Origin of the sequence: Streptomyces sp. NPDC006296, assembly GCF_040613235.1 — a bacterium.
Classification (GTDB): Bacteria; Actinomycetota; Actinomycetes; order Streptomycetales; family Streptomycetaceae; genus Streptomyces.
Window position 1 is genome coordinate 65,238 of record NZ_JBEXRT010000025.1, and the last position, 22,351, is coordinate 87,588.

At 72.8% G+C, this 22,351-nt stretch carries 22 protein-coding genes; 18 read left to right on the plus strand and 4 right to left on the minus strand.

Translation table 11 applies throughout. From position 1 onward, the window contains the following. Window positions 1-11 precede the first annotated feature (11 nt). From ABZ172_RS18975 to ABZ172_RS18995, 5 genes are read left to right on the plus strand one after another with little or no spacing between them, the layout of a single operon-like run. Window positions 12-1,001: an ABC transporter permease gene (locus tag ABZ172_RS18975; protein WP_356884868.1), complete on the plus strand. Its 990-nt coding sequence runs from the start codon at window positions 12-14 to the stop codon at window positions 999-1,001. Beyond that, window positions 998-2,086: an ABC transporter ATP-binding protein gene (locus ABZ172_RS18980; protein WP_356884869.1), complete on the plus strand. Its 1,089-nt coding sequence runs from the start codon at window positions 998-1,000 to the stop codon at window positions 2,084-2,086. Before ABZ172_RS18975 ends, ABZ172_RS18980 begins: the two co-directional genes overlap by 4 nt. Beyond that, window positions 2,083-3,483 carry a dipeptide ABC transporter ATP-binding protein gene (locus tag ABZ172_RS18985; protein WP_356884870.1) on the plus strand — a complete coding sequence of 467 codons (1,401 nt, stop codon included), beginning with the start codon at window positions 2,083-2,085 and terminating at the stop codon, window positions 3,481-3,483. Before ABZ172_RS18980 ends, ABZ172_RS18985 begins: the two co-directional genes overlap by 4 nt. 18 nt (window positions 3,484-3,501) lie before the next feature. Beyond that, window positions 3,502-4,173 carry a trimeric intracellular cation channel family protein gene (locus tag ABZ172_RS18990; RefSeq protein ID WP_356884871.1) on the plus strand — a complete coding sequence of 224 codons (672 nt, stop codon included), beginning with the start codon at window positions 3,502-3,504 and terminating at the stop codon, window positions 4,171-4,173. A 51-nt stretch (window positions 4,174-4,224) separates the two neighbouring features. Next, window positions 4,225-5,091: a thioesterase family protein gene (locus tag ABZ172_RS18995; RefSeq protein ID WP_356884872.1), complete on the plus strand. Its 867-nt coding sequence runs from the start codon at window positions 4,225-4,227 to the stop codon at window positions 5,089-5,091. Window positions 5,092-5,218: 127 nt separating this feature from the next. Here the strand turns inward: ABZ172_RS18995 and ABZ172_RS19000 are convergent, their stop codons facing one another. Beyond that, window positions 5,219-5,842, minus strand: coding sequence for a TetR family transcriptional regulator (locus ABZ172_RS19000; RefSeq protein WP_356884873.1), 624 nt, complete (start codon window positions 5,840-5,842; stop codon window positions 5,219-5,221). Window positions 5,843-5,906: 64 nt separating this feature from the next. Between ABZ172_RS19000 and ABZ172_RS19005 the strand changes: the two genes are divergently transcribed. The 3 genes from ABZ172_RS19005 (at window position 5,907) to ABZ172_RS19015 (ending at window position 7,869) form a co-directional block, all read left to right on the plus strand. After that, window positions 5,907-6,101, plus strand: a complete 195-nt coding sequence (locus ABZ172_RS19005) for a hypothetical protein (protein WP_356884904.1) — start codon at window positions 5,907-5,909, stop codon at window positions 6,099-6,101. Window positions 6,102-6,176: 75 nt separating this feature from the next. Next, window positions 6,177-6,557, plus strand: a complete 381-nt coding sequence (locus tag ABZ172_RS19010) for a DUF4190 domain-containing protein (protein ID WP_356884901.1) — start codon at window positions 6,177-6,179, stop codon at window positions 6,555-6,557. A 142-nt stretch (window positions 6,558-6,699) separates the two neighbouring features. Then, window positions 6,700-7,869, plus strand: a complete 1,170-nt coding sequence (locus tag ABZ172_RS19015) for a cysteine desulfurase family protein (protein WP_356884874.1) — start codon at window positions 6,700-6,702, stop codon at window positions 7,867-7,869. Here ABZ172_RS19015 and ABZ172_RS19020 read toward each other — a convergent pair. Beyond that, entirely contained in the window at window positions 7,862-8,551 is a 690-nt protein-coding gene (locus tag ABZ172_RS19020) for a peptidoglycan recognition family protein (RefSeq protein WP_356884875.1), read from the minus strand. The two genes, ABZ172_RS19015 and ABZ172_RS19020, sit on opposite strands and share 8 nt — an antisense overlap. A 61-nt stretch (window positions 8,552-8,612) precedes the next feature. Between ABZ172_RS19020 and mnmA the strand changes: the two genes are divergently transcribed. Beyond that, window positions 8,613-9,746 carry a tRNA 2-thiouridine(34) synthase MnmA gene (mnmA, locus tag ABZ172_RS19025; RefSeq protein ID WP_356884876.1) on the plus strand — a complete coding sequence of 378 codons (1,134 nt, stop codon included), beginning with the start codon at window positions 8,613-8,615 and terminating at the stop codon, window positions 9,744-9,746. Window positions 9,747-9,807: 61 nt separating this feature from the next. Here the strand turns inward: mnmA and ABZ172_RS19030 are convergent, their stop codons facing one another. After that, window positions 9,808-10,608 (minus strand): alpha/beta fold hydrolase, encoded by an 801-nt coding sequence (locus ABZ172_RS19030; protein WP_356884877.1) that lies wholly within the window; start codon window positions 10,606-10,608, stop codon window positions 9,808-9,810. A gap of 62 nt (window positions 10,609-10,670) precedes the next feature. Further along, window positions 10,671-11,006 carry a DUF427 domain-containing protein gene (locus ABZ172_RS19035; protein ID WP_356884878.1) on the minus strand — a complete coding sequence of 112 codons (336 nt, stop codon included), beginning with the start codon at window positions 11,004-11,006 and terminating at the stop codon, window positions 10,671-10,673. Window positions 11,007-11,065: 59 nt separating this feature from the next. Between ABZ172_RS19035 and ABZ172_RS19040 the strand changes: the two genes are divergently transcribed. The 9 genes from ABZ172_RS19040 to gatB all read left to right on the plus strand — a co-directional run bounded on the left by ABZ172_RS19040 (window position 11,066) and on the right by gatB (window position 22,111). Then, window positions 11,066-11,605, plus strand: coding sequence for a TIGR00730 family Rossman fold protein (locus tag ABZ172_RS19040; protein ID WP_356884879.1), 540 nt, complete (start codon window positions 11,066-11,068; stop codon window positions 11,603-11,605). A 188-nt stretch (window positions 11,606-11,793) separates the two neighbouring features. Beyond that, complete coding sequence (locus ABZ172_RS19045; protein WP_356884880.1) at window positions 11,794-12,483, plus strand: SDR family oxidoreductase; 690 nt, start codon at window positions 11,794-11,796, stop codon at window positions 12,481-12,483. Window positions 12,484-12,534: 51 nt separating this feature from the next. Continuing rightward, complete coding sequence (locus ABZ172_RS19050; RefSeq protein WP_356884881.1) at window positions 12,535-13,560, plus strand: methionine synthase; 1,026 nt, start codon at window positions 12,535-12,537, stop codon at window positions 13,558-13,560. A gap of 47 nt (window positions 13,561-13,607) precedes the next feature. Beyond that, entirely contained in the window at window positions 13,608-15,803 is a 2,196-nt protein-coding gene (gene ligA / locus ABZ172_RS19055) for an NAD-dependent DNA ligase LigA (RefSeq protein WP_356884882.1), read from the plus strand. Window positions 15,804-16,106: 303 nt separating this feature from the next. Further along, window positions 16,107-18,248: a bifunctional diguanylate cyclase/phosphodiesterase gene (locus ABZ172_RS19060; RefSeq protein ID WP_356884883.1), complete on the plus strand. Its 2,142-nt coding sequence runs from the start codon at window positions 16,107-16,109 to the stop codon at window positions 18,246-18,248. Window positions 18,249-18,542: 294 nt separating this feature from the next. Beyond that, window positions 18,543-18,839: an Asp-tRNA(Asn)/Glu-tRNA(Gln) amidotransferase subunit GatC gene (gene gatC, locus ABZ172_RS19065; RefSeq protein WP_356884884.1), complete on the plus strand. Its 297-nt coding sequence runs from the start codon at window positions 18,543-18,545 to the stop codon at window positions 18,837-18,839. 5 nt (window positions 18,840-18,844) lie between these two features. Further along, window positions 18,845-20,347: an Asp-tRNA(Asn)/Glu-tRNA(Gln) amidotransferase subunit GatA gene (gene gatA / locus ABZ172_RS19070; RefSeq protein WP_356884885.1), complete on the plus strand. Its 1,503-nt coding sequence runs from the start codon at window positions 18,845-18,847 to the stop codon at window positions 20,345-20,347. A 5-nt stretch (window positions 20,348-20,352) separates the two neighbouring features. Further along, window positions 20,353-20,586, plus strand: a complete 234-nt coding sequence (locus ABZ172_RS19075) for a hypothetical protein (protein WP_356884902.1) — start codon at window positions 20,353-20,355, stop codon at window positions 20,584-20,586. Between the two features lie 16 nt (window positions 20,587-20,602). Continuing rightward, window positions 20,603-22,111, plus strand: a complete 1,509-nt coding sequence (gatB, locus tag ABZ172_RS19080; RefSeq protein ID WP_356884886.1) for an Asp-tRNA(Asn)/Glu-tRNA(Gln) amidotransferase subunit GatB — start codon at window positions 20,603-20,605, stop codon at window positions 22,109-22,111. Window positions 22,112-22,351: the final 240 nt, after the last annotated feature.

Consider the following 22,351-nt stretch of genomic DNA (forward strand, 5'->3'; position numbering starts at 1 on the left):
GCCGCACGGCTGTGGCTGCGTACATCATTCGACGCGTGTTCGCCGCGGTGTTGCTGCTGCTGGTGGTCAGCGCAGTCACATTCGCGATCTTCTTCCTGGTGCCCCGCCTCGGCGGACAGACCCTCGACTCGATGGCCGCCCAGTACGTCGGGAAGAGCCCCGACCCCGACGTCATCGCCGCGGTCAAGAAGAACCTGGGGCTCGACCAGCCCCTCTACCTGCAGTACTGGAACTTCGTCAAGGGCATCGTCGTCGGCGCCGACTACCAGTTCGGCCCCGACCCGGTCACCTGCAACGCCCCGTGCTTCGGCTACTCCTTCAAGACCCACACCGAGATCTGGCCGCAGCTGGTCGACCGTGTCCCGGTCACCCTGTCGCTGGCCGTCGGTGCCGCCGTCATCTGGGTCGTCTCCGGTGTGGCGATCGGTGTCGTCTCCGCCCTGAAGCGGGGCTCGTTCTTCGACCGCATGTCCATGGGCGTCGCCCTCGCCGGCGTCTCGCTGCCGATGTTCTTCACCGGTCTCGTCGTGCTGGCGCTCTTCGGCAACGGGGAGTACGTGCCCTTCGCCGACAGTCCCGTCGAGTGGGCGGGCAGTCTGGTCCTGCCCTGGTGCACGCTCGCCCTGCTGTACTCCGCGCTCTACGCCCGGCTGACCCGTGCGGGGATGCTGGAGACGATGGGCGAGGACTACATCAGAACGGCGCGGGCCAAGGGCCTCCAGGAACGCAAGGTGGTCGTCAAGCACGGGCTGCGCTCCGCGCTGACCCCGCTCGTCACCATCTTCGGCATGGACTTCGCGCTGCTGCTCGGCGGCGCGGTCATCACCGAACGCGTCTTCTCCTTCCAGGGGCTGGGTGCCTTCGCCATCCAGGGCGTCACCACCGCCGACCTTCCCAAGGTGATGGGCGTGACCCTGGTCGCGGCCTTCTTCATCGTCATCTGCAACCTGCTGGTGGACCTCGTGTACGCCGCGATCGACCCCCGGGTGAGGCTCTCATGAGCGACGCAATCAAGAAGGACTCCCCGGCGGCGGACGCCGTTCCGGCACAGCGGTCCGGCGACGACAAGGAATTCCTGTCCGTCCGCAACCTCAGCGTCCACTTCGACACCGACGACGGTCTGGTCAAGTCCGTCGACGGCGTCAGCTTCGACCTGAAGGCCGGCCAGACCCTCGGCATCGTCGGCGAGTCCGGCTCCGGCAAGTCCGTGACCTCCCTGGGGATCATGGGGCTCCACACCTCGGAGCGCGCCCGGATCGGCGGCGAGATCTGGCTCGACGGCGAGGAGCTCATCAGCGCCGGCCCCGAGCGGGTGCGCCGTCTGCGCGGCCAGAAGATGGCCATGATCTTCCAGGACCCGCTGTCCGCCCTGCACCCGTACTACAGCATCGGCGCGCAGATCGTGGAGGCCCACCGGGTCCACAACAAGGTCGACAAGAAGACGGCGAAGAAGCGTGCCGTCGAGATGCTCGACCGGGTCGGGATCCCCGAGCCGCACCGCCGCTACGAGGACTACCCGCACCAGTTCTCCGGCGGTATGCGCCAGCGCGCGATGATCGCGATGGCCCTGGTCAACAACCCGCAGCTGCTCATCGCCGACGAGCCGACGACCGCCCTCGACGTCACCGTCCAGGCGCAGATCCTCGACCTGATCCGCGACCTGCAGAAGGAGTTCGGCTCCGCGGTCGTCATGATCACCCACGACCTCGGCGTCGTCGCCGAGATCGCGGACAACCTGCTCGTGATGTACGCGGGACGCTGCATCGAGCGCGGCGCCTCCGAGAAGGTGTTCTACGAGCCGCAGCACCCCTACACCTGGGGCCTGCTCGGTTCGATGCCCCGCATCGACCGCGAGCAGACCGAGCGGCTCATCCCGGTCAAGGGCTCGCCGCCCAGTCTCATCAACGTCCCGTCGGGCTGCGCCTTCCACCCGCGCTGCCCGTACGCCGACGTCCCGCCGGACAACATCACCCGCACCGAGCGTCCGGAGCTGCAGCAGGTCAGCGACGGGCACTACTCCGCGTGCCACATGTCGCGTGAGCAGCGCGACCGTATCTGGACCGAAGAGATTGCGCCGAAGCTGTGACTGATCTGAACAAGAAGACTCCCGTGTCTTCCGCGGCCGGGTCGGACGGGTCCGAGCCGCTCCTCAAGGTCGACGGCCTCGTCAAGCACTTCCCGATCACCAAGGGCGTGCTGAAGCGCAAGGTCGGCGCGGTCCAGGCCGTGGACGGGCTCACCTTCGACGTGCGTCCCGGGGAGACCCTGGGCGTCGTGGGCGAGTCGGGCTGCGGCAAGTCGACCATGGGCCGGCTGGTGACCCGCCTGCTGGAACCGACCGGCGGCAAGGTCGAGTTCCAGGGGCGCGACATCACGCACCTGTCGGCGGGTCGGCTGCGTCCGATGCGCCGCGACATCCAGATGATCTTCCAGGACCCGTACGGCTCGCTGAACCCGCGCCACACGGTCGGCGGGATCGTCGGGACCCCCTTCCGGCTCCAGGGGGTCAAGCCCGAGGGCGGTGTGAAGGCGGAGGTCCAGCGGCTCCTGGAGCTGGTGGGGCTCAACCCCGAGCACTACAACCGCTACCCGCACGAGTTCTCCGGCGGCCAGCGCCAGCGCATCGGCATCGCGCGTGCGCTCGCCCTGAAGCCGAAGCTGGTCGTCGCGGACGAGCCGGTCTCCGCGCTGGACGTGTCGATCCAGGCGCAGGTGGTGAACCTGCTGGACGACCTCCAGGACGAGCTCGGGCTCACGTACATGATCATCGCGCACGACCTCTCGGTCATCCGGCACGTCTCGGACCGGATCGCGGTCATGTACCTCGGCAAGATCGTCGAGCTGGCGGACCGCACCTCGCTGTACGAGGCGCCCATGCACCCGTACACCAAGGCCCTCATGTCGGCCGTGCCGGTCCCGGACCCGCGCCGGCGCGGAGCCAAGAGCGACCGCATCCTGCTCAAGGGCGACGTGCCGTCGCCGATCTCGCCGCCGTCCGGCTGCCGCTTCCACACCCGGTGCTGGAAGGCCACGCAGGTCTGCGCGACCACCGAACCGCCGCTGCTCCAGCTGAAGACCGGGCACCAGGTGGCCTGCCACCACCCGGAGAACGGCGAGGACCAGGCACCGGGGGACGCTCCGCTCGTCGCGGACGTCATCACGGTGAGCTCGGCGGGCGCGCCGGAGCCGTCGGGGACGGCGAAGGCCGCGGAGACGGCACCGGCCACGGCTGCCGAGACGGCTGAGGCCACGGAGACGGCCGAGGTCACGGCCGCGGAGACGGGGAAGGCGGAGGCGGAGCCGGCGAGCGCGCCCTCCGGACCCGTCGCGTCGGCCGGTTCCGCCGCGTCGTCCGGTTCCGCCGCGTCGTCCGGGACCGCCGCTCCGGAGGGACCGGAGAGGACCGCCGAGGCCGCCGCCGCGCCCGAGGGCGGGAGCACCTCCGCTCCGTCCGCCGATGCGGAGGACGAGCCGAAGGCGTAGTGCGGGCACAATTGCCCGGTGCTCAACGAACTCTTCACCCCCTCCGTCCAGCATGCGCTCGACATCGTCGGAATCTTCGTCTTCGCGATCTCGGGAGCCCTGCTCGCCGTACGCAAGAACTTCGATGTCTTCGGCATCGCGGTCCTCGCCGAGGTGACAGCGCTGGGCGGGGGGATCTTCCGTGACGTGATGATCGGCGCCCTCCCCCCGGCGGCCTTCACGGACCTCGGCTACTTCCTGACCCCGCTGCTCGCCGCCGGCCTGGTGTTCTTCCTGCACCCGCACGTCGAACGCATCCAGGTCGGTGTGAACGTCTTCGACGCGGCGGGCCTGGGTCTCTTCTGCGTCTCCGGCACGATCAAGGCCTACGAGTACGGTCTCGGGCTCACCTCGTCCGCCGCCCTCGGGCTGGCCACCGCGGTCGGCGGCGGTGTGCTGCGCGACGTCCTGGCCAACGAGGTGCCCTCGCTGCTGCGCTGGGACCGCGACCTGTACGCCGTGCCCGCGATCGTCGGAGCCGTCACGGTGGTCCTCTGCATCCGGTTCGACGCGCTGAACGCCTACACCAGCGGGGCCGCCGCGATCGCCGGGTTCGTCCTGCGGCTGCTGGCCATGCGCTTCCACTGGCGGGCGCCGCGCGCCTACAACCGGCGCTCGGCGCAGGCGGAGGAGAACGCGGACGTCATCTGACGGCAACAAGAAGCTACCGCTCAGTAATACGATCGGTGTACGGTGCATGCCATGGCACAGGCAGCAGCGCAGGAGTCGCCCGCGGTACGGGCGACCATCGGTGACAGCGAGTTCGACCGCGACACCGCCGTCACGCTCCGGGAGGAGGGCGTCTACGACGCCGAGCTCTCCGCGGGCTGGACGATCATCCGCGCCGTCAACGGCGGCTATCTGCTGGCCCTGCTCGGCCGCGCGCTCGGCGAGGCGCTCCCGCACTCCGACCCCTTCTCGGTGTCCGCGCACTACCTCACGGCGTCCGTGCCCGGGCCGGCGGTGATCCGCACCCAGGTGGTCCGCACCGGCCGCACCCTCTCCACCGGCGAGGCCTCGCTCTTCCAGTACGCCGAGGACGGCACGGAGGTCGAACGCATCCGGGTGCTGGCCACCTACGGCGACCTGGACGGCCTGAGCGACGAGGTCCGTACGTCGGCCGAACCCCCGGCCGTCCCGCCGCTGGAGCAGTGCCTCGGGGCGAGCGACGGCGCGCCGGTGATCCCCGGCAGCTCCGCCATCACCGAGCGGCTGGACATCAGGCTCGACCCGGCGACGGTGGGCTGGGCGGTCGGCGCACCGTCCGGCAAGGGGGAGATGCGCGGCTGGTTCGGGCTGGCGGACGGCCGCGACGCCGATCCGCTGTCCCTGCTCCTCGCCGTGGACGCCCTGCCGCCCACCTCCTTCGAGCTGGGGCTGAAGGGCTGGACGCCCACCATCGAACTCACCGTCCACATCCGGTGCCGCCCGGCCCCGGGTCCGCTGCGCGTCTCCATCACCACCCGCAACCTCGCGGGCGGCTTCCTGGAGGAGGACGCGGACGTGTGGGACGGTGCCGGCCGCCTCGTCGCCCAGTCCCGCCAGCTCGCCCGGGCGCCGCGCGGCTGAGCCCCGCCCCGAGGGCGCGGACCGGCCGGCCGTCTCCCCTGTGGCGGGAGCGGCCGAGCGTGCGCCGCGCCGTCGGATGGGGGGCGTGGTGCGGCCCCGGATGCGGAGGGGCGGGTGGCCCCCGGTGCTAGGGCGCGTCCAGCCAGTGGGCCCGGCCCAGCGTGACCAGGCGCAGCCGGCGCCGCGCCACCCGGACGACCTCCCGCTCACCCTCCGGGCCGGCGTCCAGCAGGGCCGACGCCGTGAGCACCATGTGGTCGACGTACAGCCCGCCCAGCATCAGCAGGTCCTCCCGGCCCCAGCCCGCCGACTCGGCCTCCGTGCCCAGGGCCTCGGCGACCTCCTCGGCGAATCCGCGCAGCTCGGCGGCGATGGCCGCCCGCACCCGCCCGACCCCGCCGTGCTGTTCGCGGGCGATGAAGCGGAAGTGGGCGGGCTGCGCCGTGACGTGGCGGGCTATCAGCTCGACACTGCGGTCCAGTCGCTCCTCGCTGTCCCCGGTCTCGGCGAGGATCGCGCCGATCATGCCGTGCAGGCTCCCCAGGGTCTCCTCGACGAGGGCGACGCCCAGGGCCGCGGTGTCGTCGAAGTGACGGTAGAAGGCGGTCGGGGCCACACCCACCGCGCGTGTCACCTCGCGCAGTCCCAGACTGCTCAGGCTCTGGTGCTCCAGCAGCTCCAGGGACGCGTCGAGCAGCGCCTGCCGGGTCTTCAGCTTCTGGGCCTGGCGGATGCCGGTGGTGTGACTCATGCCATTCAGTAAACAACCGTTCTCCGGGCCGTGGAAGAGCTGAAGGGTCTAGACTCATAAGTCAGTGAACAGTCGTACTCTCAAGTTCGCAGAAAGGCCGGACATGCTCGTCCTCGTCGCCGCCCTGCTCCTGCTGGGGGTCGTCCTCGGAGCGGTCGCCCACCTCCCGCTCCCCGTGGCCCTGACCGCCGCGGCCGTGATCGGCCTCTGGCTCGCGGTCTTCGGCGTCCGCGAACGCCTCGCCCGCCGCACCCGCTGACGCGAAGGAGCCCTCACCATGGCACTCACCACCGCACGCACCGCACCGCGCGACGCCCGTACCGCCGACGCTGCCGTGACCGGCGGCGCTCCCGAGACCGGCGGAGGCCCGAGCACAACCCGTCCGGAGGGGGCCGGCCCCGAGGGCGCGCGGCCGGCCGAGGTCCGTCCGGCGGACGCGCGTCCGGCCGGGGCCCCTCCCGCCGGAACCCGGCCGGCCGGGCGGGAGGCCGACGGGCTGGCCGTCGCCTCGTTCGTCCTCGGGCTGCTCGGCCTCCTGGTGATGAACATCCTGCTGGGGCCGGTCGCCATCGTCATGGCGGTCGTCGCCCTCGCCCGCTCCACCACCCGCCGCGGACGCGCCCTGCTGGGGCTGGCCCTCGGCGTCGCCGACCTGGTGGTCCTCGCCGTCCTGGTCACGGTGAACGGCACCGTCTCCTGGGGCCTCGCGGGCTGACTCGGCCGCCCGCTCCAGCCTCCCCGGGGCGCCCGGGCCCCGCTGCCCGGGCCGCACGAGCGGGCCTGAGCCGGGGCCGCGGCCGCCGGCGGCGAAGCCCTCGGCACGCCCCGCAGCAGGGGCTCGTAGAATCGTCCCCACCATGGCCTACCTCGACCACGCCGCGACCACGCCGATGCTTCCGGAGGCGATCGCGGCGATGACCGCGCAGCTCGCCGTCACCGGCAACGCGTCCTCACTGCACGCCGCCGGGCGCCGGGCCCGCCGTACCGTCGAGGAGTCCAGAGAGACCCTCGCCGAAGCGCTCGGCGCACGCCCCAGCGAGGTGGTCCTCACCTCCGGCGGCACCGAGGCCGACAACCTCGCGGTGAAGGGCCTCTACTGGGCCCGGCGCGACGCCGACCCCCGCCGCACCCGCGTCCTGACCAGCCCCGTGGAGCACCACGCCGTCCTGGACGCCGTGGACTGGCTCGCGGAGCACGAGGGCGCCACCGTCGAACACCTCCCGGTCGACGGACACGGGCGGGTGCATCCGGACGCGCTGCGCGAGGCGCTGATCCGCGACCCCGACGACGTCGCCCTCATCACCGTGATGTGGGCCAACAACGAGATCGGCACCGTCATGCCGGTGCGTGAACTCGCGGAGGTCGCACGCGAGTTCGGCGTGCCCATGCACGCCGACGCGGTGCAGGCCTTCGGGCAGCTGGAGGTCGACTTCGCCCGGTCCGGGCTGGCCGCGATGACGGTCAGCGCGCACAAGATCGGCGGCCCGTTCGGCATCGGCGCGCTGCTGCTCGGGCGCGACCAGACCCCCGTGCCCGTCCTGCACGGCGGCGGACAGGAGCGGCACGTCCGCTCCGGCACCCTCGACGTCCCCGCCGTCGCCGCGTTCGCCGTCGCCGGGCGGCACGCCGCCGACGGGCGCGAGCGCTTCGCCCGGGAGACCGGCGCGCTCCGGGACGAGCTCGCCGCCGCCGTGAGCGCGGCCGTCCCCGACGCGATCCTCGGCGGCGACCCGGCCCCCGGCGGGCGGCTCCCCGCCAACGCCCACTTCACCTTCCCCGGCTGCGAGGGCGACTCCCTGCTGCTGCTCCTCGACGCCCAGGGCATCGCCTGCTCCACCGGGTCCGCCTGCACCGCGGGCATCGCACAGCCCAGTCATGTGCTGCTGGCCACCGGCACCGATCCCGCGCTGGCGCGCGGCACCCTGCGCTTCTCGCTCGGCCACACCTCGACCCCCGGGGACGTGCAGGAGCTCGCGCGGGCGATCGGCCCCGCCGTCGACCGGGCCAGGAACGCCGGACTCAGCTAGCCGGCGCCCCGCCCGTGGAGGCCGCGCGCACCAGCTTCATGTAGCGGGGCCAGTCCCAGTGCGGCCCGGGATCGGTGTGGTCCGCGCCGGGGACCTCGATGTGCCCGATGATGTGCTCCCGGTCCACCGGGATCGCGTACCGCTCGCATATCGCCGCGGTCAGCTTCGCGGAGGAGGCGTACATCTCCGCCGTGAAGTCCTCCGGGCGGTCCACGAAGCCCTCGTGCTCGATGCCGACGCTCCGCTCGTTGAACGAGCGGTTCCCCGCGTGGTACGCCACGTCCAGCTCGCGGATCATCTGCGTCACACGGCCGTCCTGGCCGACGAGGTAGTGCGTCGCCGCCTGGTGCGCCGGGTCCTGGAAGACCTTGACCGCACTGGCCAGGCTGCCCTGGGTGACGTGGACGATCACCCGGTCCACGCCGTAGTCGTCGGGGCGGTCGGCCCGCCGCCAGTTCGCCTCGGATGCCGCGATCCAGCGGGCCGGGGCGTAGTCGAGCTCGCCCTCCTTGCGGGGCTTCTCGACGCCCGGCACCCGCCACCACAGACGCCGGATCTCGTCGGCGGTCAGCGCCGCCGTGCCCGCCGCCGCGGCCGCCCCGCCGCCGATCAGCAGTGTGCGCCGGCTGATGCCGCGACCGGAGCCCTTCTCCGGTGACCCGGCACTTCCGTTGTTCCCCATGTGCTCCACAACGCTCCGCCGCGAGCATTCGGTTCCCGCGGCCCCGTACTCTGGACGGGCTATGACTCAGACCTCCCAGCGCCCCCTCCGCGTGCTCGCCGCCATGTCGGGCGGAGTCGACTCCGCCGTCGCCGCGGCCCGAGCCGCCGAGGCGGGGCACGACGTGACCGGTGTGCACCTCGCCCTCTCCGCGAACCCGCAGTCCTTCCGTACGGGCGCGCGCGGCTGCTGCACCATCGAGGACTCCCGGGACGCCCGCCGCGCGGCGGACGTCATCGGCATCCCGTTCTACGTGTGGGACCTCGCGGAACGCTTCCGCGAGGACGTCGTGGACGACTTCGTCGCGGAGTACGAGGCCGGGCGCACCCCCAACCCCTGCCTGCGCTGCAACGAGAAGATCAAGTTCGCCGCGCTGCTCGACAAGGCCCTCGCACTCGGCTTCGACGCGGTGTGCACCGGCCACTACGCCACCGTCGTGCTGAAGGACGACGGCACCCGCGAGATGCACCGCGCCTCGGACATGGCCAAGGACCAGAGCTACGTCCTCGGAGTGCTGGACGAGAAGCAGCTCGCCCACGCGATGTTCCCGCTCGGTGACACCCTCACCACCAAGGACGAGATCCGGGCCGAGGCCGAGCGCCGGGGCCTCGCGGTCGCCAAGAAGCCCGACAGCCACGACATCTGCTTCATCGCGGACGGCGACACCCAGGGCTTCCTGGCCGGCCGGCTCGGCGGCCCGGCCGAGGGCGACATCCTCGACGAGGAGGGCGCCAAGGTCGGCACCCACGAGGGCGCCTTCGGCTTCACCATCGGCCAGCGCAAGGGCCTGCGCATCGGCCACCCGGCCCCCGACGGCAAGCCCCGCTACGTCCTCGACATCTCCCCGGTGAACAACACGGTGACGGTCGGCCCGGCCGAGGCCCTGGACGTCACCGCCCTCACCGCGATCAGGCCCCGCTGGTGCGGCACCGCCCCCTCCGGCCCCGGCACGTACACCGCCCAGCTCCGCGCCCACGGCGGCGAGACCGAGGTGACGGCGGAGCTGACCGACGGCATCCTGTCGGTCACCTTCACCGAACCGGTCCGGGGCGTGGCGCCCGGCCAGGCGGTGGTGCTGTACGACGGCACGCGCGTCGTCGGCTCGGCCACCATCGCCACGACGGTGCGCCGGGAGCGGGCCGCAGCGGCCGGCTGACGGGCGGTTCTCCGCGCGGGTCACGTCCGACCCCTGTACGGGCGCGACCCGCGCGAAGAGGTCAGGCGACCCGGCCGGCGAGCACCCGGCGGGCGAAGAACTCCGCCAGCACCGGGGCGATCGCGTGCGGGGCCAGCTCATGGGTCTGACCGGTCAGGGTGCGCTGCCTGGCCCGGGGGACCGCCGTCGCGAGGGCCAGGCTCGCAGCCCGCGCCTCCTCGGTGCAGAAGCCGCCCGTCACGACCAGGGTGCGCGCGGTGACGGACGCGAACCGTGCGGCGGGGACCGAGCCGTCGCCGAGCAGGGCGTCGTCGTGGGCCAGGGTGTGGGCCACCGCTTCGAGGCCGGACCACAGCGGCGCCCGGCGCATGCGGGCGATCGTCTCCCGCGGGACCCCGGTCAGGGACAGGTGCAGCTCCACGGCCCCGGCCCGGTCGCCCGCGGCGAGCAGCCGGCGCAGCAGCGCGGTGCGGCGGGACGCCCGCCGCAGGCCGTCCGGGCCGGGGGAGTACGGCGGCTGGTACACCGCGAGCAGGTCCACGGGCAGCCCGGCGGCCTGCGCCTCCAGGGCCAGCGCGCCGCCCGACAGCATGCCGAACAGCGAGACGCGCCCGCCCACCGCCGCCGCGACCGCCGCCAGGTCCTCGACCTCGCGGAGCGGCGCGTACGGCCCGCCGTCGCCGCTCGCCCCGCGCCCCCGCCGGTCGTAGGTGACGACCGTGAAGCGCGTGGCCAGCAGCGCCGCCAGCGGCGCCTCGTCCGCCGCGGTGCTCAGGGCCCCGCCGACCAGGATCACCGGCGGCCCGTCGCCGCGTCGGCGGTACGCGATCGACGTGCCGTCACCGGAGAGAGTCTTGTCCATGTGAGGGTGGACTGCCGGGCCGCCCGGAACTCATCGCCGGTGCGGAGAAATATTTCTGACGGTCAGTCGGCGACGACCTCCGTGGCGTAGAAGCAGAAGTGGTCCCTGATCGCGGCGACGTCCGCCAGGGGCTCCGGATAGGCCCAGACGAGGTCCGCGGCGCCCGGGACCGACCAGTACGCGGCGTCCCCCTTGAACGGGCAGTGGGTCCGGGTGTCCGACGGGGACAGCAGCGCCGTACGCACGTCCTCGGGCGGCAGGTAGTAGCGGTCGGGGCAGCCCGTCTCGCGCAGCACCAGCGGGCGCCTGCTCTCGGCGAGCAGCCGCCCTTCGTGCACCGCGCGCACGTGCGTGGCGGAGGGTTCGACGGTGATGGTGTGTCCGGTGCGTGAGCTCATACCGGGTTCAGCCCCGGGGGCGCCCGGTTTCTTCCCGCCGCCGGCCGTACCGTGGGCGCATGAACATCTGCGTCTTCCTCTCCGCCGCCGACCTCGACGACCGCTACACCGTGCCCGCCCGCGAGTTCGCCGAACTGCTGGGCCGGGGCGGGCACACCCTGGTCTGGGGCGGGTCGGAGAGCGGGCTGATGAAGGTCGTCGCCGACGGCGTCCAGGAGTCCGGCGGGCGGCTGGTCGGGGTGTCGGTGGACTTCCTCGCGGCGAAGGCGCGGACGAACGCCGACGAGATGGTCGTCGCCCGGGACCTGGCCGAGCGCAAGGCGCTGCTCCTGGAGAAGGCCGACGCGGTCGTGATCATGGTCGGCGGCACGGGGACGCTCGACGAGGCCACCGAGATCCTGGAGCTGAAGAAGCACGGCAAGCACACCAAGCCCGTCGTCCTGCTGAACACCGCCGGGTTCTACGACGGCCTGCACCAGCAGTTCCAGCGTATGGAGGACGAGGGCTTCCTGCCGCTGCCCCTCACCGAGCTGGTCTTCTTCGCCAAGGACGGTGTCGGCGCGCTGGCCTACCTGGAGGAGTCGGCCGGGCTGCGCTGACCACCGGGCCGGCACGCGCCCGGCCCGGCCCCGGCACGAACCGGCCCGGCCTCGCCCGTCCGCGGACCGGTTCGCCCGAGGGCCGGCCCGGCCGGACCGGCCCCGCGCCGACCGGGACGCCCCCCGGCCCCCGGCGGGACCGGCAGGCCTGCGGTGATGCCGGTCCGCCCTGATGCGAGCATGAGGGCATGCCTACTCACCTCATCACCGGTGCCGGCTCCGGCATCGGCGCCGCCGTCGCCCGCCGCCTCCTGGAGCGCGGCGACGAGCTCCTGCTGCTGGCCCGGGACGCGGGACGCGCCAAGGAACTGGCCGCCCTCCACCCCGGGGCCGGGACGCTCGTCGGCGACCTCGGCAATCCCGACCGGCTCTCCTGGGCGTTCGGCCACCAGCCGATGCCCGAGCGCCTCGACTCGCTGCTGCACATCGCCGGCGTCGTCGAGCTCGGCACGATCGGCGACCTGACCCCCAAGGCCTGGCACCACCAGCTCAACACCAACCTGGTCTCCCCGGCCGAGCTGACGCGGCTGATGCTGCCGCAGCTCCGCGTCGCCCAGGGCCACGTGGTCCTCGTGAACTCCGGGGCGGGACTCGCCGCCCACGCCGAGTGGGGTGCGTACGCCGCGAGCAAGCACGGGCTCAAGGCGCTCGCCGACTCGCTGCGCCACGAGGAGCACGGCAACGGGGTCCGGGTCACCTCGGTCTACCCGGGCCGCACCGCCAGCCCCATGCAGGCCAAGGTCCACCAGCAGGAGGGCAAGGAGTACGACCCGGCGCGCTGGATCGACCCGGAGTCCGTGGCCGCCACGATCCTGCTGGCCCTCGATCTGCCCCGGGACGCCGAGATCAACGACCTGACGGTCCGCCCCGGCCGCTGACGCCCGGGTGGCCACGGAGGGCCCGGCCCCCGGGGCCCGTACGCTTTCCGCGTGAGTGAGAAGAGCGGGTTCAGCGCGAGTGCAGCCACCGGGATCGGGTCCATGCCGGGGGGAGACGCCCGGGAGGCGGCCAAGACCGTCACCGGGTCCTTCGCGGACGGCCGGGGCCTGCCGTACCTGGCGGAGCTGCCCGCGCGGGGCCCCGGCGCGGACATGACCGGACGGACCGTCGGCCTGCTCGCCGAGATGTACGGCCACGTCGAGCCCAGCGGCTGGCGGATCAGCGACCGACCCGGCCGCGACACCCGCCGGGCCCGCTCCTGGCTGGGCGAGGACCTCGACGCGCTGGAGGAGTTCACCCAGGGCTACGCAGGGCTGCTGAAGGTCCAGGCCGTCGGCCCCTGGACCCTCGCCGCCGGACTGGAACTGCGGGGCGGTGAAGCCATGCTGGGCGATCCGGGCGCCTGCCGCGACCTGGCCGGCTCGCTGGCCGAAGGACTCCGCTCCCACCTCGCCGAGGTGCGGCGCAGGGTCCCCGGCGCCGAGGTCGTGCTCCAGCTCGACGAACCCTCCCTCACCGCCGTGCTGCGGGGGCGCATCAGGTCCGCGAGCGGCTACCGCACCTACCGCGCGGTGGACCGGCAGGTCGTCGAGGGAACCCTGCGCGAGGTGCTCGCGGCGAACGGCGGCGGGCCCACCGCCGTCCACTCCTGCGCCCCCGAGGTGCCGTTCGCCCTGCTGCGGCGCGCCGGGGCGGATGCGGTCTCCTTCGACTTCTCCCTGCTCACCGAGCGTGAGGAGGAGGCGATCGGGGAGGCCGTGGAAGGCGGTACCCAGCTCTTCCTCGGCGTGGTTCCCGGCCTGGACACCGCATCGGCCGCATTGTCGGACCCGGGCGGTAGCGTCAAGGAGGTCAGGACGTTGTGGAGCAGGCTGGGGCTGGATCCGGGGACTCTCAGCGAGTCCGTCGTGATCACCCCGTCCTGCGGTCTTGCGGGAGCGTCGCCCGGGTACGCGCGCGCCGCGCTCGCCCACTGCGCCCGGGCCGCGAGGTCGCTCGCGGACAACCCTGAGTGACGGGGAGTCCGGGTCGGAAGTCAACGGGGCAACGGGAGGAACGGACGATGGCCGGCGAACAGCAGGCGCGGCAGCTGACGGGTGTGCCGGCGGAGGTGCGGGAGCGGCACGCACGCCTCGCCGAGCAGATCGAGGAGCACCGCTTCCGGTACTACGTGAAGGACCGGCCGGTCGTCGACGACGCCGAGTTCGACCGGCAGATGCGCGCCCTGGAGGCCATCGAGGACGCACACCCCGAGCTGCGCACACCGGACTCACCGACCCAGAAGGTCGCGGGCCCCTACACCACGGAGTTCACCTCCGTGGAGCACCGGGAGCGGCTGCTCTCCCTGGACAACGCCTTCGACGACGGGGAGCTCGCCGCCTGGGCCGAGCGCGTGGCCAAGGACGTGGGCGGCGGCGGACACCACTTCCTGTGCGAGCTCAAGGTGGACGGCCTCGCCGTCAACCTCACCTACGAGCACGGCAGGCTGACCCGCGCGGCGACCCGCGGCGACGGCCGCACGGGGGAGGACATCACCCCCAACGTCCGCACGATCGCCGAGATCCCCCACCGCCTCACCGGCGACGACGTGCCCGCGCTCGTCGAGATCCGCGGCGAGGTCTTCTTCCCCATGGAGGCCTTCGAGGTCCTCAACGCCCGGCTGGTCGAGGCCGGCGACAAGCCCTTCGCCAACCCGCGCAACGCGGCGGCCGGATCGCTGCGGCAGAAGGACCCGAAGGTCACCGCCACCCGCCCGCTGCACATGGTGGTCCACGGCATCGGCGCCCGCGAGGGCTTCGACATCGACCGGCTCTCCCAGGCCTACGACCTGCTGCGGGAGTGGGGCCTGCCGACCGCCCGGCACAACAAGGTGGTCGAGTCCCTCGACGAGGTGCGGGAGTTCATCGCCTGGTTCGGGGAGAACCGCCAGTCCGTCGAGCACGAGATCGACGGGGTCGTCGTCAAGCTCGACGAGATCCCGCTCCAGGGCAGGCTGGGCTCCACCTCCCGCGCACCCCGCTGGGCGATCGCCTGGAAGTACGCCCCGCAGGAGGTCAACACCAAGCTGGTCAACATCCGCGTCGGCGTCGGGCGCACCGGACGGGTCACGCCGTACGCCCAGGTCGAGCCGGTCGAGGTGGCGGGATCGGAGGTCGAGTTCGCCACCCTGCACAACCAGAACGTGGTGAAGGCCAAGGGCGTCCTCATCGGGGACACGGTCGTGCTCCGCAAGGCGGGCGACGTCATCCCGGAGATCCTCGGACCGGTCGTCGACCTGCGGGACGGCGGCGAGCGTGCGTTCGTCATGCCGTCCGAGTGCCCCGAGTGCGGGACGCCGCTTCGCCCGATGAAGGAGGCCGACATCGACCTCCGCTGCCCCAACGCCCGCTCCTGCCCGGCGCAGTTGAGGGAGCGCCTGGCCTATCTGGCGGGCCGCAAGTGCCTGGACATCGACCACTTCGGCTATGTGGCCGCCGCGGCCCTCACCAGACCGCTGGAGCCCGAGGAGCCGCCGCTGCTGGACGAGGGCGACCTCTTCGGTCTGACGGTGGACCGGCTGCTGCCCATCCGCGCGTACGTCCTGGACCCGGACAGCGGACTGCCCAAGCGGGACCCGAAGACCGGTGAGGAGAAGATCGCCACGGTCTTCGCCAACCAGCAGGGCGAGCCCAAGAAGAACGCCCTCGGCATGCTGGAGGGCATCGCCGCGGCCCGGACGGCCCCGCTCGCCCGGATCCTCACCGGGCTCTCGATCCGGCACGTGGGACCGGTGGCCGCCGTCGAACTGGCCCGCCAGTTCCGCTCCGTCGACCGGATCGACGAGGCGTCCGAGGAGGAGCTCGCCGCCGCGGACGGCGTGGGACCCATCATCGCCGCGTCGGTCAAACAGTGGTTCGCCGAGGACTGGCACCGCGAGATCCTGCGCAAGTGGCGGGAGGCCGGAGTCCGCATGGAGGACGAGGGCGCCGGCGAGGACGAGGGGCCGCGGCCCCTGGAGGGCCTCACCGTCGTCGTCACCGGCACGCTGACCGCGCACACCAGGGACGGCGCCAAGGACGCCCTGCAGAGCCGGGGGGCGAAGGTCACCGGCTCCGTCTCGAAGAAGACCTCCTTCGTGGTGGTCGGCGACAACCCGGGGTCGAAGTACGACAAGGCGGTGCAGCTGAAGGTGCCCGTCCTCGACGAGGAGGGCTTCGCGGTGCTCCTCGGACAGGGGCCGGACGCGGCCCGGGAGGCCGCGGTGCCCGTCGAGGCCTGATCGGGACCCGGACGGCGCGTGGCCGCGGGCGGGAAGGGGAAGTATCCCCACGAGGCGGACGGGAGAGCGCCGGCGGGTCCGGGCCGGTGCGGACGCGTCACCTGTTCGGCGCCTATCAGACAGCCCGGGACACCGGGGCCGCATTCGGGCAAGACCTGCGGAGCGCTGCCCGCAACGGCCCTCCTCCGCCTACTGTTGAACGTGCACCTGCCGTGCCCGGCCGCGTGGTGGGATGGGGTCGTGGTGGCATCGGGGCGGGGGTCACCGTGGGACATCGGCACCGCCGGCTGTGAGAGGGACGGAATGAAACCGACCGAGAGCGCCGTAACGGTGTCACGGCTGCAGGGTTTCGCGGGCCTCACGTCCAGAGTGGGCGCCCTCGTCGTGGCGGCCGCCGCGGTGCTGCTCGCGACCGGGTTGTACCGGACGGTCGACGCGGGCGACGCGCTCTTCCCGTCCGGCACCGCGGGCTGGTCGCTCGCCGTGCTCACCGGGATCGTCGTGGGCCACCTGGTCGCCCTCGGGCGGGACCGCTGGTGGGGCGGCACGGGCTCCGGCGCGGCCCTCACCCTCGCCGTCCTGCTCCTCTACGGCTGGGTGGCCGCCGGGCTGGTCAGCCTCGTCGTCGTGGTGCTCGTCGGGACGGCCAGGCGTCACCGCTGGTGGCAGGGGCTGCTGCACGGCGCGGTGGACATCATCGGCATCGGCGCGGCCGCGCTCGTCCTGGACGCCTTCGGTCAGGTGGCGAGCGTCGAGACACCCTGGCGACCACTCCACTGGGGCATCGAGGCCGCACCGGAAGTGCTGCTCGCCGCCGGCGCGTACCTCCTCGTCACCCGCTTCCTGCTCTGGCTGGCCCGGGCGTCGCAGACCGGCGGACTGCCGACCGTCGCCCGCACCGCGCTGCTGCGCCAGGGACTCGTGGCGGTCGCCCTGCTCGGCATCGCCCCGCTGATCTGCGTGGTGGCGTCCGCCATGCCGGTGCTGCTGCCGCTCTTCGCCGTTCCGCTGATCGCCCTGGACTCCACGCTCTGGATAGCCCGTGCGCGCGCCGAGGAACAGCTGAGGGACCCGCTCACCGGACTGCCCAACCGCCAGTGGCTCCTGGAGCGGACCTGGACGGCGCTGGAGGAGACCGCCGCCACCGGCGAGCGGTCCGCGCTCGTCCTCATCGACCTCGACCGGTTCCGGGCCGTGAACGACACCCTCGGCCATCTCGCCGGTGACCGGCTGCTGCTCCAGATCGCGGAGCGGCTGCGGCTCGCCCTGCCGCGCGGTGCGGAGGCCGCGCGGCTCGGCGGCGACGAGTTCGCCGTGCTGCTGCCGACCGCGGACTCGATCACCAGCGCCCAGCGCATCGCCCGCCACCTGGTCGCCGCCCTGTCCTCCCCTCTCGACCTGGACGGGCTCACCCTGGTGCTGGAGGCCAGCGCCGGGGTCGCCGTGCACCCCGACCACGCCCTGGACGCCGAGGGCCTGCTCCGCCGCGCGGACGTGGCCATGTACCAGGCGAAGCGGGACCGCACGGGCGTGGAGGTCTACGAGTCCAAGCGCGACAGCAACACCCCCGACCGGCTGGGCCTGCTGGGCGACCTGCGCCGCGCGCTGGACGCCCGCGAGGTCGAGCTCCACTACCAGCCGAAGGTCCGGTTCGACGGTCAGGTGGCCGGTCTCGAAGCGCTCGTGCGCTGGGTGCACCCGGAGCGCGGGCGGGTTCCCCCGGACGAGTTCATCGCCATCGCCGAGTCCTCCGGGCTGATGCCCCACCTCACCGAGTACGTGCTGGAGACCGCGCTGGCCCAGGTGGCGAGGTGGCGGGCGCAGGGACTGATGGTCCCCGTCGCCGTCAACGTCTCGCCGCGCGACGTCCACACCCCCGGTTTCGCGGGCAGCGTCGCCGCCCGGCTCGCCCGGCACGGTGTCCCGGCCGGGGCCCTGCAGCTGGAGATAACGGAACACGTCCTGCTGGAGGACCCGCAGCGGGCCGCCGACACCCTGGCGGGGCTCACCGGGCACGGGGTGAAGATGTCCCTCGACGACTTCGGTACCGGCTACTCCTCCCTCGTACACCTGCGCAGGCTGCCGGTGAGCGAGCTCAAGATCGACCGGTCGTTCGTGGCGCGGCTGGCCGTGGACAACGAGGACGCGGAGATCGTCCGCTGCACCATCGACCTCGCCCACTCGCTCGGCCTGGTGGTCGTGGCCGAGGGCGTCGAGGACGACGAGACCTGGGAGCGGCTGCGGGACCTGCGCTGCGACGCGGTGCAGGGATGGCTCGTCGCGGCGGCCATGCCGCCGCAGGAGACGACGGCCTGGCTGCGCGCCCGGGGCGAGCACGGCTGGCGCCGCCCGTCGGAGCTGGAGGCCGCGGCCGCCCCGGCGGCGGCCGAGCAGGCGCCCCGGCCCGCGGGGCACGCGCTCAACCCGGGCCCGGCCACGGCCTGAGGGCACCGGCGGGGCGGGCACCGCAGGGCGGAGGACCCGGGGCGCGGCGTCCCGGGGCCGGTCGCGCCCGGCGGCTCCCCGGCGGACCGGGACGGCGTCCGGCACCGGACGGCGGACGGAGGTCAGGGCCGGCCGCCCCGCGGCACCGGCGGGCCGGACGGGGAGGGCCGGGACGGCGCCCGGCGGCCGTTTTGTCCTCAATCGGCGGCCGGGCTCGATCCGGCCGCCGCGGAGGGGCCCGGCGACCCCATAGGATTGGGCCACACCCACACACCGAACCCTGAGGATCGCTGCATGCCTGGCATCACGCGCGAGGAGGTCGCCCACCTCGCCCGGCTGGCGCGTCTGGAGCTGAGGGGCGAAGAGCTCGAACACTTCGCCGGTCAGCTCGACGACATCATCGGCGCGGTCGCCCGCGTCTCCGAGGTCGCCGACCAAGACGTACCGCCGACCTCCCACCCGCTGCCGCTGACCAACGTCATGCGCGCGGACGAGGTCCGTCCGTCGCTCACCCCCGAGCAGGCGCTCTCCGGCGCCCCGGCCCAGGAGCAGCAGCGTTTCAAGGTGCCGCAGATCCTGGGGGAGGACTAACAGCCATGACGGACATCAGCACCATCATCAAGCTCACCGCCGCGGAGATCGCCGCGCGGATCGCCTCCGGCGAGCTGACGGCCGTCGAGGTCACCGAGGCCCACCTGGCCCGGATCGACGCCGTCGACGAGAAGGTCCACGCCTTCCTGCACATCGACCGCGAGGGCGCGCTCGCGCAGGCCCGCGCCGTCGACGCCAAGCGCGAGGCGGGCGAGAAGCTCGGCCCGCTGGCCGGCGTCCCGCTCGCGCTCAAGGACATCTTCACCACGCGGGACATGCCGACCACCGTCGGTTCGAAGATCCTCGAAGGCTGGGTCCCGCCGTACGACGCGACCCTCACCGGGAAGCTGAGGGCCGCCGACGTCGTCATCCTCGGCAAGACCAACATGGACGAGTTCGCCATGGGGTCCTCCACCGAGAACAGCGCGTACGGCCCGACCGGGAACCCGTGGGACCTCACCCGCATCCCGGGCGGCTCCGGCGGCGGCTCCTCCGCCGCGCTGGCCTCCTTCGAGGCGCCGCTCGCCATCGGCACGGACACCGGCGGCTCCATCCGCCAGCCCGCCGCCGTCACCGGCACCGTCGGCGTCAAGCCCACCTACGGCGGCGTCTCCCGCTACGGCATGGTCGCCTTCTCGTCCTCCCTCGACCAGGGCGGCCCCTGCGCCCGCACGGTCCTGGACGCGGCCCTGCTGCACGAGGTCATCGGCGGCCACGACCCGCTCGACTCGACGTCCATCGACGCACCGGTCCCGCCGGTCGTCGAGGCCGCGCGCAACGGCTCGGTCCAGGGCATGCGCGTCGGCGTGGTCAAGCAGTTCGCCGGCGAGGGCTACCAGGCCGGGGTCGTCCAGCGCTTCAACGAGTCCGTCGACCTGCTGAAGTCCCTCGGGGCCACGGTCGTCGAGCTGGACTGCCCGTCCTTCGACCTCGCCCTCTCGGCGTACTACCTGATCGCCCCGTCCGAGTGCTCGTCGAACCTGGCGCGCTTCGACGCGATGCGCTACGGCCTGCGGGTCGGCGACGACGGCACGCGCTCCGCCGAGGACGTCACCGCGCTCACCCGCGAGGCGGGCTTCGGCGACGAGGTCAAGCGCCGCATCATCCTCGGTACGTACGCGCTCAGCTCCGGCTACTACGACGCGTACTACGGCTCCGCGCAGAAGGTCCGCACGCTCATCACGCAGGACTTCGAGAAGGCGTTCGAGCAGGTGGACGTGATCGTCTCGCCGACGACCCCCACCACCGCCTTCCCGATCGGCGAGCGCGCCGACGACCCGATGGCGATGTACCTCGCGGACCTGTGCACGATCCCGACCAATCTCGCCGGCAACTCCGCCATGTCGCTGCCCTGCGGCCTGGCGCCCGAGGACGGGTTGCCGGTCGGGCTGCAGATCATCGCCCCCGCCATGAAGGACGACCGGCTGTACAAGGTCGGAGCCGCCGTCGAGGCGGCCTTCGTGGAAAAGTGGGGGCACCCGCTGCTTGAGGAGGCTCCGTCCCTGTGAGTGCCATGGCAAAGAAGGCCAAGAACTTCAAGAAGTCCAAGTCCGGCGTGTACCTGTCGCTCGGCACCACCGCTTTCGGCGCGCTCAGCGTCGTCAAGCAGGCGAGGATGGCCCGCCAGGACAACGACACGCTGCGGCTGATCGACGCCGCCGTGTCCGCCGCCGCGATCGTGACCGGCATGGCGATCCTCTACCGCGAACTCAAGCGTCTCGGCGACGACGACGTCCTGCTGGGCTGAGAGGGAAAGTTTCACCGTGACTGTCATCGACCTGGAGTCGTACGAGGACGCCCTCGCGACGTACGACCCCGTCATGGGCCTCGAGGTCCATGTCGAGCTCGGCACCAAGACCAAGATGTTCTGCGGGTGCTCCACCGAGCTCAAGCAGGACGCGAACTCGCAGACCTGCCCGGTCTGCCTCGGACTGCCGGGCGCGCTCCCGGTCGTCAACGAGATCGGCGTCGAGTCCGCCGTCAAGATCGGGCTCGCGCTGAACTGCGAGATCGCCGAGTGGTGCCGCTTCGCCCGGAAGAACTACTTCTATCCGGACATGCCGAAGAACTTCCAGACCTCCCAGTACGACGAGCCGATCGCCTTCGACGGCTACCTGGACGTCCAGCTGGAGGACGGCGAGGTCTTCCGCGTGCAGATCGAGCGCGCGCACATGGAGGAGGACACCGGCAAGTCGACGCACGTCGGCGGTGCCACCGGCCGTATCCACGGCGCCTCGCACTCGCTGCTGGACTACAACCGCGCGGGCATCCCGCTCATCGAGATCGTCACCAAGCCGATCGAAGGAGCCGGAGCGCGCGCCCCCGAGGTCGCCAAGGCGTACGTCGCCGAACTGCGCGAGCTCATCAAGGCGCTCGGCGTCTCCGAGGCCCGCATGGAGATGGGCCAGATGCGCTGCGACGTCAACCTGTCGCTGCGTCCGCACGGCACCGAGACCTTCGGTACGCGCTCCGAGACGAAGAACGTCAACTCGCTGCGCTCCGTGGAGCGCGCCGCCCGCTTCGAGATCCAGCGCCACGCCGCGGTGCTGAACTCCGGCGGGACGATCGTGCAGGAGACCCGGCACTTCCACGAGGAGGACGGCTCCACCACGGCCGGCCGCATCAAGGACAACGCCGAGGACTACCGCTACTTCCCCGAGCCGGACCTGGTGCCGGTCGCCCCTGCGCGCGCCTGGGTCGAGGAGCTCCGCAAGGAGCTGCCCGAGCTGCCCCGGCTGCGCCGCAAGCGGCTGAAGGAGGAGTGGGGTGTCAACGAGCACGACATGCAGTCCATCCTCAACGCCGGCGCGGTCGACCTGATCGTCGCCACGACCGACGCGGGCGCGCCCTCCGACCAGGCCCGCAAGTGGTGGATGGGCGAGCTCGCCCGCAACGCCAACGAGACCGGCCGCAGCCTGGACGAACTGCCGGTCACCCCGGCGCAGGTCGCCCGGGTCGCGGAGCTCGTCGCCGCCGGGGACCTCAACGACAAGCTGGCCCGTCAGGTCCTCGAAGGCGTCCTCGCGGGCGAGGGCGACCCGGACACCGTCGTCGAGAAGCGCGGCCTGAAGGTCGTCTCCGACGAGGGCGCCCTGGGCACCGCCGTCGACGAGGCGATCGCGGCCAACGCGGCGATCGCCGACAAGATCCGCGGCGGCAAGGTCGCGGCGGCCGGAGCGCTCGTGGGCGCGGTCATGAAGGCCACCCGCGGCCAGGCGGACGCGGCGCGCGTGCGCGAGCTGATCCTGGAGAAGCTCGGCGTCGAGGGCTGACCCCTGCGACGCCCTGGGGGCGGTGCACCCGTCGACCGGGTGCACCGCCCCCTTCGCGTCGCCGGGCACGGGGCGTGAAGGTCGCCCGTGAGGGTTGCCGCACACGGGGCGGGAGCGCCGCCCTCCCCGCGTCGCCGGACGCAGAGCGGGAGCGCCGCCCGCGAGGGTCGCCGCACACCGGCCGGGAGCGCCGCTCTCCTCGCGTCGCCGGGCACCGAACCCGGCACCGAACCCGCCGCG